We start from the raw sequence: 13,325 nt of genomic DNA, 5'->3' as shown, positions 1-13,325 counted from the left end.
GCGTTCTCCTATCAGTGTCGATGACAGGAACGGTAGAGCGAGTCGGGCAACGCTTCAAGTTAAAATATTTTGAGCTTAAAGCTTTTAAGCAAGAGGCGATCCTTCAAGTTCTCTGGTAGAAGGACCTGGCTCGAAGCAGTGTTAGCCTCGCTCTGAGAATGGATCGGGTGGGGTATTCAGGCGAAGATGCCGCATGAATGCCCGTGCGATCCTTGGTATCGGTCGCTGGTCTGACACGACGAAATGCCCGCGATACCGCAAAGGTGAATCGAACCGCACAAAAGACAAATCGGGCGCGCGGTACATGTAGACCGGAAACGGGTTAATGACGGCTAGGCCCAGACCTTCACGCGCCATGTCCGCCGCCGCGAAAGAGGTCGAAACTTCGGCGACAATCCTTGGCTCAGAACGGGCTTGATGCAACAGACGGTCCAACTGCCCGCGCCGACCATGCCGATAAGTCAAGGCAATCAGGTCCTGTTGATGCAAATCCGATGGTGTGAGTGAGTCGCGCTGCGAAAGCTCATGTTCAGGGCGCATTACGCAAACCGCGGGCGACGCGCGGAATGGAATAAGCTTAATTCCTGCACGGCTTTGCTCGATACCAGTTACAGCGAGATCAAAACGGTTTTCCAGAACACCAAGTGTTACCATTTCCGACGTCGTTACTTCCAGATTAACAAAAAAACCCGGATTACTCCTTAGGAAGCTGGCAATAAGAGAAACGAGGTAACGGTGGGCATAGCTGGGCGGGGCGACGAGCCGAAGGGTTTCCTGCACAGTCTCGCTTGGGCCATCAATCCGATCCAATGCCTCGAACAGCGGATCCAGGCGGAGATTCAGACGAACGGCCTCTTGTGTGGGACGTAACCTGCCTGCGTCACGTTCGAACAGAGTTTTTCCCAAACGTGACTCGAGGCTACCGATCGATCGGCTGATTGCAGATTGCGACAACCCGAGCTGCCGCGCTGCTGCAGCTGTCGTACCGGCCTGCATGAGCGCACGAAGCGCCTGGTACTCGGGTAACGAATGCCAACTTCGGGGCTTTCCCATTGCTGCGCGGCCTCATGAAAACGACTAGTTCAATGAGTAAAACTCATCGTTTTAAATATCAACAATGAGATCTTGTCTGCTAGCGTGTGTCGAATTGAGACTTGAAAAAGCGACACGATGGCGAATTCCTTCCCCCTGATCTTTGATGGGCACAACGATGTTCTGTCAAAACTTGCCAAGGCTGGCGGTTTGCCTGAAGCAACGCAGTTCCTGTCGGGTCGCAGCGGTGCCATCGACCTGCCAAAGGCCCGCGCCGGCGGGTTCGGTGGTGGTTTTTTTGCTGTCTGGGTTCCGTCCCCGATGGATGCGGATGCAAAGATGGAAGAAATGGTCCGCCCAGAATACGACCTGCCGTTGCCGGATCAGATCGAAGCTGAAGACGCCTTGCCTGCTGCATTGAGCCAGGCAGCCATTTTGTTCGAGCTGGAGCGTCTGAACGGCCTGCGTGTGGTCCGAACGGCGAAAGATATTCGCGATTGCATGGCGCAAAACCAAATAGCCGCAATTTTTCATATCGAAGGCGCCGAAGCCATCGACACCGATCTGCACGCACTTGATGTGTTTTACGCAGCGGGGCTGCGGTCCATCGGACCGGTCTGGAGCAGGCCAAACATATTTGGCCATGGCGTTCCCTTCAGGTACCCGTCGGAACCTGACACTGGCGAGGGGTTGACTGACCATGGTTTGAGATTGGTGCGCCGCTGCAACGCGCTTGGCATCATGTTGGACTTGTCCCACCTCAATGAAAAAGGGTTCTGGGATGTCGCGCGTTATTCGGATGCACCACTGGTGGCCACCCACTCAAACGCGCATGCCATTTGCCCGCACGCGCGCAATTTGACCGATGATCAATTGCGAACGATTGCAGAAAGCGACGGGATGGTGGGCCTGAACTTCGCCGCTGCATTTCTGCGTCAAGACGGGCGGATGCTATCCGATGTGCCGTTGGCGCAGGTTCTGCGGCACCTTGACCACTTGATCGGAATACTGGGCGAAGACCGGGTTGGCCTCGGGTCGGACTATGACGGGGCCGTGGTGCCGGACGACGTAACCGACATCTCAATGCTGCCCCGACTAAGAGATGCCATGGTGCGCCATGGCTATGGCGAAGAGCTCATAAAGAAGCTGTGCCATAAAAACTGGTTGCGTGTTCTGGAAAAGACCTGGGGATCGTGACCGCCAATGAAAGACATAGTGACAGAGAGGACAAAATGAACGCATTTAATAGATTGCTTACTGGTGCGGCGCTCGGTTTGGCGCTGGCCGTTACCTCGACTTCGGCGATGGCAGAAACGCCACCAAACATGCTGGTCATCGCAAACCGTATCGACGACATCACGACACTGGATCCTGCCGAGAGCTTTGAGTTCGCAGGATCGGATGTCAGTCGGAACGTTTATCAGAAACTGGTGAATTTCGACCCGTTGAACCTGGATGCCGGGTTCCAGCCGGATGTTGCAGAAAGCTGGGACGTGTCCGAGGATGGAAAATCCATCACCTTCAAAATCCGTGAGGGGTTGACGTTTCACTCTGGAAACCCGGTGACAGCCGAGGATGTGCAGTTCTCATTGCGCCGCGCAATCATCCTGAACAAAACACCGGCCTTTATCCTGACGCAGTTCGGGTTCACACCGGACAATGTCGAGCAAACAATCGTAGCGGACGGTGATACCCTGACCATCACCACGGACAAACCTTATGCCACGTCATTTGTTCTGAACTGCCTGACCTCAACTATTGGCGGAATCGTCGACAAGAAGACGGTCATGGAGAACGACAAGGATGGTGATCTGGGCAATGAATGGCTCAAAACCAACACCGCTGGTTCGGGTGCCTACAGCCTGGTCAGTTGGAAACCGAACGAAAGCGTGACGCTGAAATCGAACCCTGATTTCTACCTGGGCGCTCCAGCGATGGAGCGCGTGGTTGTGCGGCATGTTCAGGAAAGCGCCAGTCAGCGCTTGCTACTGGAACGCGGTGATATTGACGTTGCCCGCAACCTGAATCCAGAAGACGTAGCCGGTGTTTCATCAGCAGCAGGGGTTAAGATAGCAGACGAGCTGAAAGGCCGTCTGATGTATGTCTCGCTAAACCAGAAGCACCCCGAACTGAGTAAACCTCAGGTTCGTCAGGCATTCAAATACCTCATAGACTATGAGGGGATGCGCGACAGCTTCCTGAAAGGTCAGTACACGATCCATCAGAATTTCTTGCCTCAGACCTACCTTGGCGCCTCGGATGAGAACCCATTCAACTTTGACATCGAAAAGGCCAAGGCATTGCTGGACGAAGCAGGTGTAAACGGGCTTGAGATCGAGGTCGGTGTTCGCGAAGCGCAAGAGCGGATCGAGATTGCTCAGGCCATGCAAAATGCGCTTGGGCAGGCTGGTATCAAGATGAACATCACGGTCGGAACCGCCAAGCAGATTTTGGCGCGGTATCGGTCACGGGAACTGGATGTCTATCTTGGTGCGTGGGGTCCGGACTACCCAGACCCGCAGACAAATGCTGGTACATTCGCCTACAACCCGGACAACTCGGACGAAGCTAACGCGACGGGCCTGTTAGCCTGGCGAAATTCCTGGGACACTGGTGGGCTGACTGAAAAAACTGCTGCGGCCGTTGTCGAAAATGACACCGATAAACGCGCAGATATGTACAAAACCATTCAGGCGGAATTCCGGGAAACATCGCCCTTCGTCGTTATGTTCCAGCAGATTGAACAATCGGCATTGCGCGAAAACGTGACGGATTTCTCGACCGGTCAGGCGATCACATCAGCGTCGTATTGGCAGGTAACCAAGTAAATGGCCCTTGCCGAAAGAACATCAGGGGGGCGCCGTTCGGCGCCTCTCATCCATTGGATCAAGAATATTCTGAAAACTCTTGGGACCATTGCGATCACAATGCTGGGCCTTCTGTTCGTGACCTTTATTATCGGTCGCGTAATGCCGATCGACCCGGTGCTGGCTATCGTGGGCGAGCGTGCATCACAATCGACTTATGATGCGGTCTACCAGCAGCTTGGCCTCGACAAGCCGCTGCTGGTTCAATTCTGGTACTATCTTTGGGATGTACTGCACGGCGATTTTGGCAATTCTTTGCTAAATGCACGCCCGGTTTCCGAGGACATTGCCCGCGTCTTTCCAGCCACCCTGGAATTGGCAACATTGGGCGTTCTGATCGGTATATTTCTTGGCGTGCCTCTAGGCGTTGTTGCCGCCGTAAAACGTGGATCCTGGATCGACCAAGTTGCCCGAGTGGTCGCACTTGTGGGCTATTCCATGCCAATCTTTTGGCTGGGCCTGATGGGCCTGCTGGTATTTTACGGAATTCTCGGCTGGGTTGGTGGCCCTGGGCGTCTGGATATCTTCTATGAGGACATAGTGCCGACGCGCACCGGGCTGATACTGTTGGATAGCGCATTGGCACAGGAATGGGATGTGTTTCGAAACGCCATGTCCCATATCATTCTGCCGGCCGCGCTGCTGGGCTACTACTCGCTGGCTTACATCAGCCGCATGACGCGGTCCTTCATGCTGGAACAGCTTTCAGCAGAGTATGTAATTACCGCACGCGTCAAAGGCCTGTCCGAGCGTCAGGTGATCTGGCGCCATGCATTCAAGAACATTCGTGTTCAGCTCATTACGGTTATCGCGCTGAGCTATGCAAATCTGCTGGAAGGATCGGTTCTCACCGAGATTATCTTCAGCTGGCCCGGAATTGGCAGCTATATCACCACGGCGTTGTTGAGTGCTGACATGAATGCCGTTCTCGGCGGAACGGTGGTGGTCGGGCTGATCTTTATCTGCCTGAACATATTCTCTGATTTGCTCTACCGTTTCTTTGACCCGAGGTCGAAATGAGCGACATGACTCTACGACAGTGGCTGTTGACCGACGCACCCACTTCTCGCCGCCACGCCCGGTTGTCCAGCTTGTACAAAGGCTGGTTGACCTTGCGGTCCAATTCCATGGCAATGGTTGGGCTGACTATACTCGTGGCGCTGATTTTCACGGCAATCCTTGCCCCGGTACTGGCCCCGCAGGATCCGTTTGTTCAGGATCTTTCCAGTCGGCTGCAGCCCATCGGGACCGAGTCGCACCTGCTGGGCACAGACAGCCTTGGCCGGGATATCCTATCACGGCTGATTTATGGCGCACGCATCACGCTTTATATTGTGGCACTGGTCGCGCTGATCGCTCCGGTCGCCGGGCTTCTGGTGGGCACAGTTGCAGGGTATGCGGGCGGTTGGGCCGATGTAATTCTGATGCGCATCACGGACATCTTTCTAGCCTTTCCGCGCCTGGTTCTGGCGCTTGCATTTGTGGCTGCGCTTGGCGCAGGCATCGAAAACGCAGTCCTTGCGATATCTTTGACCGCCTGGCCTCCCTATGCCCGCATGGCCCGCGCCGAAACTCTGACTATTCGTTCTACGGACTATATCAACGCGATCCGCCTGCAGGGCGCCGGGCCGTTGCGCATTATCACACGGCATATCTGGCCGCTTTGTATTTCGTCACTGATCGTCCGCGTAACACTGGACATGGCAGGTATCATCCTGGCTGCGGCCGGATTGGGGTTCCTGGGTCTGGGGGCGCAACCGCCCAGTCCGGAATGGGGGGCAATGATCTCGGAAGGCCGCCGGTTCATTTTGGATCATTGGTGGGTTGCCACGGTGCCGGGACTGGCAATTTTCACGGTTTCGCTGGCATTCAATCTGCTGGGCGACGGTCTTAGGGACGTTCTGGATCCTAAGGATGGTGGGCAATGACCTTGCTGGATGTCGAAGACCTTTGGGTCCGTTTCCCTACCCGTCAGGGTGTGTTTGACGCAGTGCGTGGCGTTTCGTTCTCGCTGGGACGTGAAAGGTTGGGGATCGTTGGGGAAAGCGGCTCTGGCAAGTCCATGACCGGCCGCGCCATTCTGCGGCTGATCCGAAAGCCCGGCATTGTCGAGGCCAACCACATCAATCTTGAAGGCCGCGACCTTCTGAAGATCAGCGAACAAGAAATGCGGTCGGTTCGCGGCAAGCAAATCTCTATGGTCATGCAGGATCCCAAATTTTCACTAAATCCAGTCGTCACAGTCGGCGAACAGATCATGGAAGCCTATCTGCAGCACAACTCGGGTTCAAAATCCGATGCTCGGAAGAAGGCAATCCAGATGTTGGAGGATGTTTCGATCCGCGATCCGGAGCGAGTCATGCGGGCTTATCCGCACGAAGTTTCAGGGGGCATGGGGCAACGCATCATGATTGCAATGATGCTGATCCCCGACCCCAAGATTCTGATAGCGGACGAGCCCACATCGGCACTTGATGTCAGCGTTCAGCGACAGGTGCTTGGCATTATGGATAACCTTGTCAGGGAACGCGGAATGGGGCTGATCTTTATCAGCCACGACCTGAACCTGGTGTCGGAATTCTGCGACCGCGTTCTGATTATGTACGCGGGGCGGATTGTCGAAGTCTGCCAAGCGAATAGATTGAGCGAAGCCCAACACCCATACACGCAGGGGCTATTGAATTCGCTGCCCCGGCTTGACGAAAAACAGGACCATCTGAGTGTTCTGAATCGCGACCCGTCCTGGGCAGACGCACCAAGCGTCAGAGGATAATATGACGGCACTGGAAATCAGAGATCTTAATGTCTGGTTCGGCGGGTCGCATGACCGCGTGGACGCGGTCAGGGACGCGGACATTACCGTCAAGGAAGGAGAAAGCTTTGGCCTTGTCGGTGAAAGTGGTTCTGGCAAATCTACAATCCTGCGGGCGATAACCGGGCTCGCTCCGCAATGGTCAGGCTCGATCTGCGTCGAAGGTCGCAATCTGTCCGGCTCAAAACGAGATCGCCCATTCTTTCGGACGGTTCAGATGGTTTTTCAAGACCCATATGCCTCGTTGCATCCACGCCATACAGTTGATCAGGTCCTTAGTGAAACCCTGCGTCTGCACGGAATGGACAATATTGACGAACGTGTGATGACCTTGCTGAACGATGTCGGCCTTGGTCAGCGGTTTCGCTTCCGATATCCCCACCAGCTGTCCGGCGGACAGCGTCAACGCGTTGCAATCGCTCGGGCTCTGGCGGGTGAGCCGGACATTTTGCTCTTGGATGAGCCCACTTCGGCTTTGGATGTCAGTGTGCAAGCCGAAGTACTCAACCTGCTAACTAACCTGCGTGCACAGCGTGGACTGACCTATTTGATGGTGTCGCACGATCTGCCGGTAATTGCACATATGTGTGACAAATTGGCTGTAATGCAAAATGGGGAAATTGTAGAGGTCATGACTGCGGACACCTTGCGAATGGGAAATCCAGAGCATCCTTATTCACAAGAAATACTAAGAGCTTCTGTTGCCGGGCTACAGGCTGGTTGAATATGACCCCGGAACATGAGGGTTGCCGCGGCGCCGAACAGATTGACTTGCAATTGCGGAAAGTGCTCAGCTTTAGCCACAAGGTAAAATGATATCGACACAGCCCTTCTGCCCGGGTTGTCGGGCTGGCCTGACCGGCAACAACGTATAGGAGGGTTTATCAACTTCTCCCGGACACGATGCTTGGGCTGCTGTCATGATAGGCACTAGCCGGACGCAGAATTCGGACTTTTCAGCGAGGTATTTCCGGTCCAAGCATCGAGCACTCAAAACGTGATACTTTGAATTCTCATAGAGTAAACACTGGGACCGGGAGTGGTTTTCAGAGATTGGAATAGTGACACAACAAAGCGGCGCGCGCTGAAACCGGCTCTGCCGGTTAGCTTTCGAGTAATCCGAGAACAGAATCCCTTTCGGACAGAACCAGTAACAAGGCAAGATCGCCCGGTTCCAACTTCCCCAAGATCATGGAAGCGGCCTTTGAAGGCGAACTGGCTCTCAGGACGTGTTCCACATCATAGCCCTGATCGGCGGCTGTCTTTTCGATCAGGTCCGGAATCTCTCCCGTTTCCCGTCCCCGCAGATAGTCTTCCAACTCAGCGGCGACGACGACATCCGGTTGGAAATTCAGCGCCGTCTCCGTTACTTCTCGAATATCCTGATCCGACCGGTCGCCTGCATGGCTGAGCATGATGAATCGGCGTTTCGCATCAAGGCCGGACAGGGCTTCACAGACAGCGGAAATGGAATGCGGGTTATGAGCAAAATCAACGAAGACCTTGGCGCCGTTATAAGCAAACTCGTTGCACCGACCGGGATTGTCTCTGGCGTCAGATTTAAACGTAGACAGCCCGGTACGAATGGCATCGATAGGCACATCAAGAGCACGGGCAAGACACAAGGCTGCAAGAACATTTGAGACATTGTAGCGCGCCGCGCCGCCCATGGTCAGGGGCACTTCATGAACCGACAGCACCGGCACCTCGGCCGCTCCATCAAAGAATACGATCGTCTGATCGCGTAGATATGCGCAACATTGTCCATTGTCACGCGCCGCGCTGACCAGACTGCAATCCGGGTCGAGAGAAAACCACCAGATGTTGCCTGTAACCAGTTTGGCCTGATCTCGGACAAAAGGATCATCTGCATTCAAGGCCAATACCCCGCCCGGTTTCAGGGCACGGTGCACGGCAAATTTTGCCTGGGCCAATTCCGGTACAGTGTTCACGCCGTATTGGCCAAGATGGTCGTTGGCGACATTGGTCACCGCAGCGGCAGATGCCGCACGGGTTGGAAGACCGCGCCTCAGGATACCCCCGCGCGCAACCTCCAGACAGGCAACCTCAAGTCTTGGATCACGTAACAGCATGCGGGCACCGCCGGGACCGGAATAATCGCCGCGGTCGAGTATCTCATCACCCACGCGTACAAACTCGGTCGAGGTCAGTCCGGCCACCTTCCCTGAGGCGCGGGCAATTGCGTCCAGCAGCCGGGTCGTGGTCGTCTTGCCGTTGGTTCCTGTGATGAAGGCGACAGGTATGTTGTGCAGCCGATGCCAATCCACGTCTTCCGGAGCGGGCAAGGCGTCCCACGCCCAGGTTTGACTGCCGGCACCATGGCCGATCGAGACTTCATCGTCGTCACACAAAACGTCCACGCCAAGCGTCGTCGCCTCGTCGATCAGGTCGATCAGCGCCGGATTGGCCTCATTGCCCATAACCGACTTGATATCAGCGACCATCGCTTCAAAATCACCCGATGCGGTCCCGGCGAAGTCTGCGGCGCAAAAATGCCAGGCGGCCTGAGCAGCAAAGATCGCTGAATAAAGTTGGTCCATCGGCGCCGAGATCGCGAGGTTTACGCCACCCTTAAACACACGGTAAGTGAACGCCTCCTTCTGCCAACCGAGCGCGTCGAGCACACGGCGGGCGTGGCGTTGCCATAGTTCGCCGATGCGCTTCGCTTCGTCTGCTTCGCAAAAGACATCCATCACCGCGCCGGGCTTTTCCCACAACAGGCCGGGTCCGGTCAGGCGTCTGGCATCATCCACTTGGATATTGTCCGGGGTCGCACTAACAATTGTCAGCGCGGTTTCAAGCTCTTCGATCCGGTCCATCTTGATGCTCCCGCTCAGTCCGCATCTTCACTGATTTCGCGGGCCAGACGTACACCGCGCTCGTCCCGGATCAGGCTCTGATCGCTGTCGAACATGTCCTCGAACGAAGTGTCACCCGGGATTACCGTCGGCTTTGTCTCTGCTTCCGTCAGCTCGCCGTCCGAATTGAAATAGATGATCTGCTTCCAGCACCGCGTCGTATCATCGCCAAATACCACAAGAAGATCACCCGGAGCTGCCATGTTGAGTGCTGCATTCACCGCGTCAACTTCATCCGGAATGATCGAAATCGCCGTGTCCGGGGTGCCACCGCCGATGAGTGCTTGCCGCAGCATCTGCGGGATCTCGTCATGACCACGTCCTCGGCGCCGGTCGTCAGCTTTACAGATGAAGTGATCGAAATGTCCTGCCAGAGCGGCACCGGCATCCGCCACGTCTTCGTCTCGCCGGTCGCCAGGCATCGATACCACGCTCAGCCTGCGACCTTTGACTTCCAACTGATCAGCCAGCGCGGCCATTGCCTGCATGGCGGCCGGGTTGTGCCCGTAATCCAGGATTACTTTGAAGGGATGCTCGTCATAGACATTCATCCGTCCCGGTGCCTGGAAGTAGCTTGTATCGAAAGTCCGCAGCCCGTGGCGAATATTGTCCAGATCCACCCCGAAACTATAGGCCATCGCGGCGGCGAACATGGCGTTTTGCACGTTGAAGATTGCTTTTCCTTCCAACGTAGCTGGAATCAGATGTGACCAAAGGACCGGGATATGAAGTCCTTTGTCGTAAATAGTCAGCATGTCTCCATTCATGCCTTTTTCTAGCACGATGGCCTTGCCGCCCGCCTTGATGTGCTCTTTGACCAGACTGTGGCCGGGGTTGGTCGTGACATAGAAAATCTGGTCCGCGCTCGCGTAATCAGCCATTTTCAGACAATTGATGTCATCGGCATTCAACACCGCTGTATCAGTGGCGCTTTCCACGACGACACGTTTGACCACCGCCAGTTCTTCAACCGTGTTGATGCCACCCAATCCCAGATGGTCCGCCGAAACATTCAGGCAAGCCGCCACGTTCGAGCGTTGGTAGCCCAGCCCGGAGCGCACTAACCCGCCGCGGGCGGTTTCCATCACGGCAAAATCAACCATAGGGTCACGCAGGACGATTTGCGCCGATTTCGGGCCGGTCATGTCACCCTTGACGCTCAGCTTGCCATCAACGTAGACGCCATCAGTCGAGGTCATGCCGACTGTTTTGCTGCTGGTCTTCATGATGTGGCCAAGCATCCGCGAAGTGGTCGTCTTGCCGTTGGTGCCTGTGATTGCGGCGATTGGAATACGGGTCTGTTCATTGCCGGGGAACAGCATGTCGATCACTTTGCCTGCCACGTCACGCGGTTGCCCTTCCGAGGGTGCAACGTGCATACGGAAACCGGGCGCAGCGTTCACTTCGACAATTGCTCCTCCGATGTCCTTATAAGACTTGGTAATGTCGTCGATCAGGAAATCAACGCCACCCACGTCCAGACCGACCGCCATGATTGCGCGTTCTGCCATGTCGCGATTGTCTGGATGGACAACATCAGTCAGGTCGATGGCGGTGCCGCCCGTAGACAGGTTTGCCGTGGACCGCAGATAGAAAACCTCGCCGTCGGGCAGAACTGTTTCTTCTGTTACGCCCACGCTTTCCATCAGGCGTCTGGCTTGATTGTCGATTTCCAGCATGGTCAGCACTTTTTCGTGCCCGATACCTCTGCGTGGGTCCTGATTTACGATATCGACAAGCTCGGCGATCGTATGCTTGCCGTCGCCAACTACGTGGCCCGGAACGCGCTTGGCGACCGCAACCAGCTTGTTATCCACCACCAGCATCCGATGGTCGAACCCGGTTATGAAACTCTCAACCAGAATGGCACGGCTGCGGGAATGCTCCTTGGCTTCGGCAAAACCGGCCTCAACCTCTTCGTCTGTATTCAGATTGATCGAAACGCCACGCCCGTGATTGGCGTTTAGCGGTTTCACTACGACCGGATGCCCGATCCGTTCAGCCGCACGAATGGCCTCACGCGCAGAATAAACCATGCGCTGCTGCGGCACGGGCAGGCCGAGATCGTTCAGCAGATTGTGGGTGTCTTCCTTGTCACAAGAGATTTCAACCGAGATATGTTTGGTTTCCGACGTGATCGTCGCCTGAATGCGTTTCTGAAATTTGCCATGCCCGAATTGCACCAACGAGCCTTCATTCAAGCGAATCCAAGGAATGTCGCGTTCTTCAGCTGCTTTGACCAATGACCCTGTTGAAGGGCCGAATTCCTTGCGCTGCGCGCGCAGGACAAAACTGCGCAGTTCCTCCTCCCAGTCGAATTCACCGTCGAAATCGTAGTCAACCTGATCCTTCAAGCCCTGCGGCAACAGATGCATCAGCAACCGAAGCGCCAGTTTGCCGGCAGCTAATCCCACATCGCGCTGGCGATATTCATAAACCATATTGTATTGGCCCGGCTCACCGGTGCCCCGGGTTCGGCCAAAGGTAACATCCGAGCCGGCCACATTCTGTACTTCGAGGGCACAATGCTCCAGCACATGACCTAGCCACGTGCCTTCGTCCTCGCGCAGACGGCGGATAAATCCGCCCGGCTCCCGATAGGAGCATCCATGCTCAGCCAATCCAGGAAGCGCAGCGATGAGCGCATCTATGAATTCCGGACCAATTCGGGCCGAGGGCCACTCTTCCAATATTCCCAGATCAATGACGTGTCGTATAACCGGAAAGCTTGCCCAGACATTCGGACCGACGAAGACATTGGTTGAGACTATTTTCATGTAGCTCCTCGCTTATTAATTTTTCAGTTCCCCCCCCCCGGCGGACTCGTCGCCGGATAAATCCGGCAAAGTGCAGAACGCCACATGCTCATCCGGCGGAAACGCCTGTCGAGCCGTCAGGTCATAACGGCACCCTTCACCCAGAACGTCAAGCCGAAGACCCAAAAGGCTCAGCGCCTCGCCCCGGCGAGCGTCCCACATCGAGGAATGAGTCAACTGACTGGCGTCCACGACCGTGACCGTTCCACTGCCCACAACTTCGAACACGTTGTCGGGGCCGATAAAGGCGGCGGTATCTTCATCAATACCAAGACCAATCAGAAAAGGATTGAAAGATGATGCCGTTAACAGGCGTCCAAGCCGGTTTCGCTGGGTAAAATGTTGGTCGATTATGACCGCGTTTGTCAGCCCCATGCCAGGTGCCAGCGTAATATTGCCTTCGGCCGGAGCCGAGTTGCTGCTGCCGCCGGCCACCATATGCTCGGACATGATCGAGGCACCCGCCGACGTTCCGGCGACCGGTACACCGGCTGCGTTCTGGCGGCGGATTTTCTGCGCTACGAGCGTGCCGCCCAGAATCGCCGAAAGTCGTAACTGATTGCCGCCCGTCATGAAAATACCGGTCGCCCGGTCCAGCATCCCGGCAAAATCAGGATTGTCGCAATCGGCCCGTCGCGAGATGGGCAAGAACTCGACTTTGCCCGCGCCGAGCTCGGAAAAAATGCGGTTATAGTCTGGCCCGGTCTCTTCCAGCATCGAAGCCGTCGGGATCACAACAATATCGGCATCCGCCCCACCCGACAGCTCCACGAACTTGCGGTGAATCTGCATTTCCTTCACGCGGTCTTCACCGCCTCCGATCGGGATGATAAACCCGCGCGGGGTATCTGCATCAACGGGTGCAGGGCACATATCTAATAGACCTTCCGGTGCTGGAGCGTGCAGCCACCGGGACTGC

At 55.8% G+C, this 13,325-nt stretch carries 10 protein-coding genes; 6 read left to right on the top strand and 4 right to left on the bottom strand.

Annotation, left to right across the window (positions count from 1 at the left end):
• Window positions 1-141 precede the first annotated feature (141 nt).
• A complete protein-coding gene (locus AC2TCY_RS10480; RefSeq protein WP_480847313.1) occupies window positions 142-1,053 on the bottom strand; it encodes a LysR family transcriptional regulator in 912 nt (303 codons plus the stop codon).
• Between the two features lie 117 nt (window positions 1,054-1,170).
• Between AC2TCY_RS10480 and AC2TCY_RS10475 the strand changes: the two genes are divergently transcribed.
• The 6 genes from AC2TCY_RS10475 to AC2TCY_RS10450 are packed head-to-tail and all read left to right on the top strand — an operon-like array spanning window position 1,171 to window position 7,435.
• On the top strand, window positions 1,171-2,229 hold the full coding sequence (locus AC2TCY_RS10475) for a dipeptidase (RefSeq protein WP_480847311.1): 1,059 nt from the start codon (window positions 1,171-1,173) through the stop codon (window positions 2,227-2,229).
• A gap of 35 nt (window positions 2,230-2,264) precedes the next feature.
• A complete protein-coding gene (locus tag AC2TCY_RS10470) occupies window positions 2,265-3,860 on the top strand; it encodes an ABC transporter substrate-binding protein (protein WP_480847309.1) in 1,596 nt (531 codons plus the stop codon).
• Window positions 3,861-4,919 carry an ABC transporter permease gene (locus tag AC2TCY_RS10465; protein WP_480847308.1) on the top strand — a complete coding sequence of 353 codons (1,059 nt, stop codon included), beginning with the start codon at window positions 3,861-3,863 and terminating at the stop codon, window positions 4,917-4,919.
• The gene (nikC, locus tag AC2TCY_RS10460) at window positions 4,916-5,827 is read left to right on the top strand and encodes a nickel transporter permease (protein ID WP_480847307.1); all 912 of its coding nucleotides are present in this window, start codon (window positions 4,916-4,918) and stop codon (window positions 5,825-5,827) included. Before AC2TCY_RS10465 ends, nikC begins: the two co-directional genes overlap by 4 nt.
• On the top strand, window positions 5,824-6,672 hold the full coding sequence (locus AC2TCY_RS10455) for an ABC transporter ATP-binding protein (RefSeq protein ID WP_480847305.1): 849 nt from the start codon (window positions 5,824-5,826) through the stop codon (window positions 6,670-6,672). Before nikC ends, AC2TCY_RS10455 begins: the two co-directional genes overlap by 4 nt.
• Window position 6,673: 1 nt before the next feature.
• Window positions 6,674-7,435: an ABC transporter ATP-binding protein gene (locus tag AC2TCY_RS10450; RefSeq protein ID WP_480847304.1), complete on the top strand. Its 762-nt coding sequence runs from the start codon at window positions 6,674-6,676 to the stop codon at window positions 7,433-7,435.
• Window positions 7,436-7,814: 379 nt separating this feature from the next.
• On the opposite strand, the gene AC2TCY_RS10445 is transcribed toward AC2TCY_RS10450, so the two are convergent.
• Genes AC2TCY_RS10445 through AC2TCY_RS10435 form a run of 3 tightly spaced genes read right to left on the bottom strand, consistent with a single transcriptional unit; the run spans window position 7,815 to window position 13,279 of the window.
• Window positions 7,815-9,551, bottom strand: a complete 1,737-nt coding sequence (locus tag AC2TCY_RS10445; RefSeq protein WP_480847302.1) for a Mur ligase family protein — start codon at window positions 9,549-9,551, stop codon at window positions 7,815-7,817.
• Window positions 9,552-9,565: 14 nt separating this feature from the next.
• Window positions 9,566-12,367, bottom strand: a complete 2,802-nt coding sequence (gene cphA, locus AC2TCY_RS10440; RefSeq protein ID WP_480847301.1) for a cyanophycin synthetase — start codon at window positions 12,365-12,367, stop codon at window positions 9,566-9,568.
• Window positions 12,368-12,382: 15 nt separating this feature from the next.
• The gene (locus AC2TCY_RS10435; RefSeq protein WP_480847299.1) at window positions 12,383-13,279 is read right to left on the bottom strand and encodes a cyanophycinase; all 897 of its coding nucleotides are present in this window, start codon (window positions 13,277-13,279) and stop codon (window positions 12,383-12,385) included.
• Window positions 13,280-13,325 lie beyond the last annotated feature (46 nt).

This window comes from Ruegeria sp. HKCCD7181 (genome assembly GCF_057221055.1).
Note: the sequence above shows the minus strand (reverse complement) of the source record. Positions and strands in the feature narration are given on the sequence as shown.

Excerpts from the sequence above, each read along its gene's own strand:
- AC2TCY_RS10480 (WP_480847313.1), bottom strand. The coding sequence starts at position 1,053 with ATGGGAAAGCCCCGAAGTTGGCATTCGTTACCCGAGTACCAGGCGCTT.
- AC2TCY_RS10475 (WP_480847311.1), top strand. The coding sequence starts at position 1,171 with ATGGCGAATTCCTTCCCCCTGATCTTTGATGGGCACAACGATGTTCTG.
- AC2TCY_RS10470 (WP_480847309.1), top strand. The coding sequence starts at position 2,265 with ATGAACGCATTTAATAGATTGCTTACTGGTGCGGCGCTCGGTTTGGCG.
- AC2TCY_RS10465 (WP_480847308.1), top strand. The coding sequence starts at position 3,861 with ATGGCCCTTGCCGAAAGAACATCAGGGGGGCGCCGTTCGGCGCCTCTC.
- nikC (WP_480847307.1), top strand. The coding sequence starts at position 4,916 with ATGAGCGACATGACTCTACGACAGTGGCTGTTGACCGACGCACCCACT.
- AC2TCY_RS10455 (WP_480847305.1), top strand. The coding sequence starts at position 5,824 with ATGACCTTGCTGGATGTCGAAGACCTTTGGGTCCGTTTCCCTACCCGT.
- AC2TCY_RS10450 (WP_480847304.1), top strand. The coding sequence starts at position 6,674 with ATGACGGCACTGGAAATCAGAGATCTTAATGTCTGGTTCGGCGGGTCG.
- AC2TCY_RS10445 (WP_480847302.1), bottom strand. The coding sequence starts at position 9,551 with ATGGACCGGATCGAAGAGCTTGAAACCGCGCTGACAATTGTTAGTGCG.
- cphA (WP_480847301.1), bottom strand. The coding sequence starts at position 12,367 with ATGAAAATAGTCTCAACCAATGTCTTCGTCGGTCCGAATGTCTGGGCA.
- AC2TCY_RS10435 (WP_480847299.1), bottom strand. The coding sequence starts at position 13,279 with ATGTGCCCTGCACCCGTTGATGCAGATACCCCGCGCGGGTTTATCATC.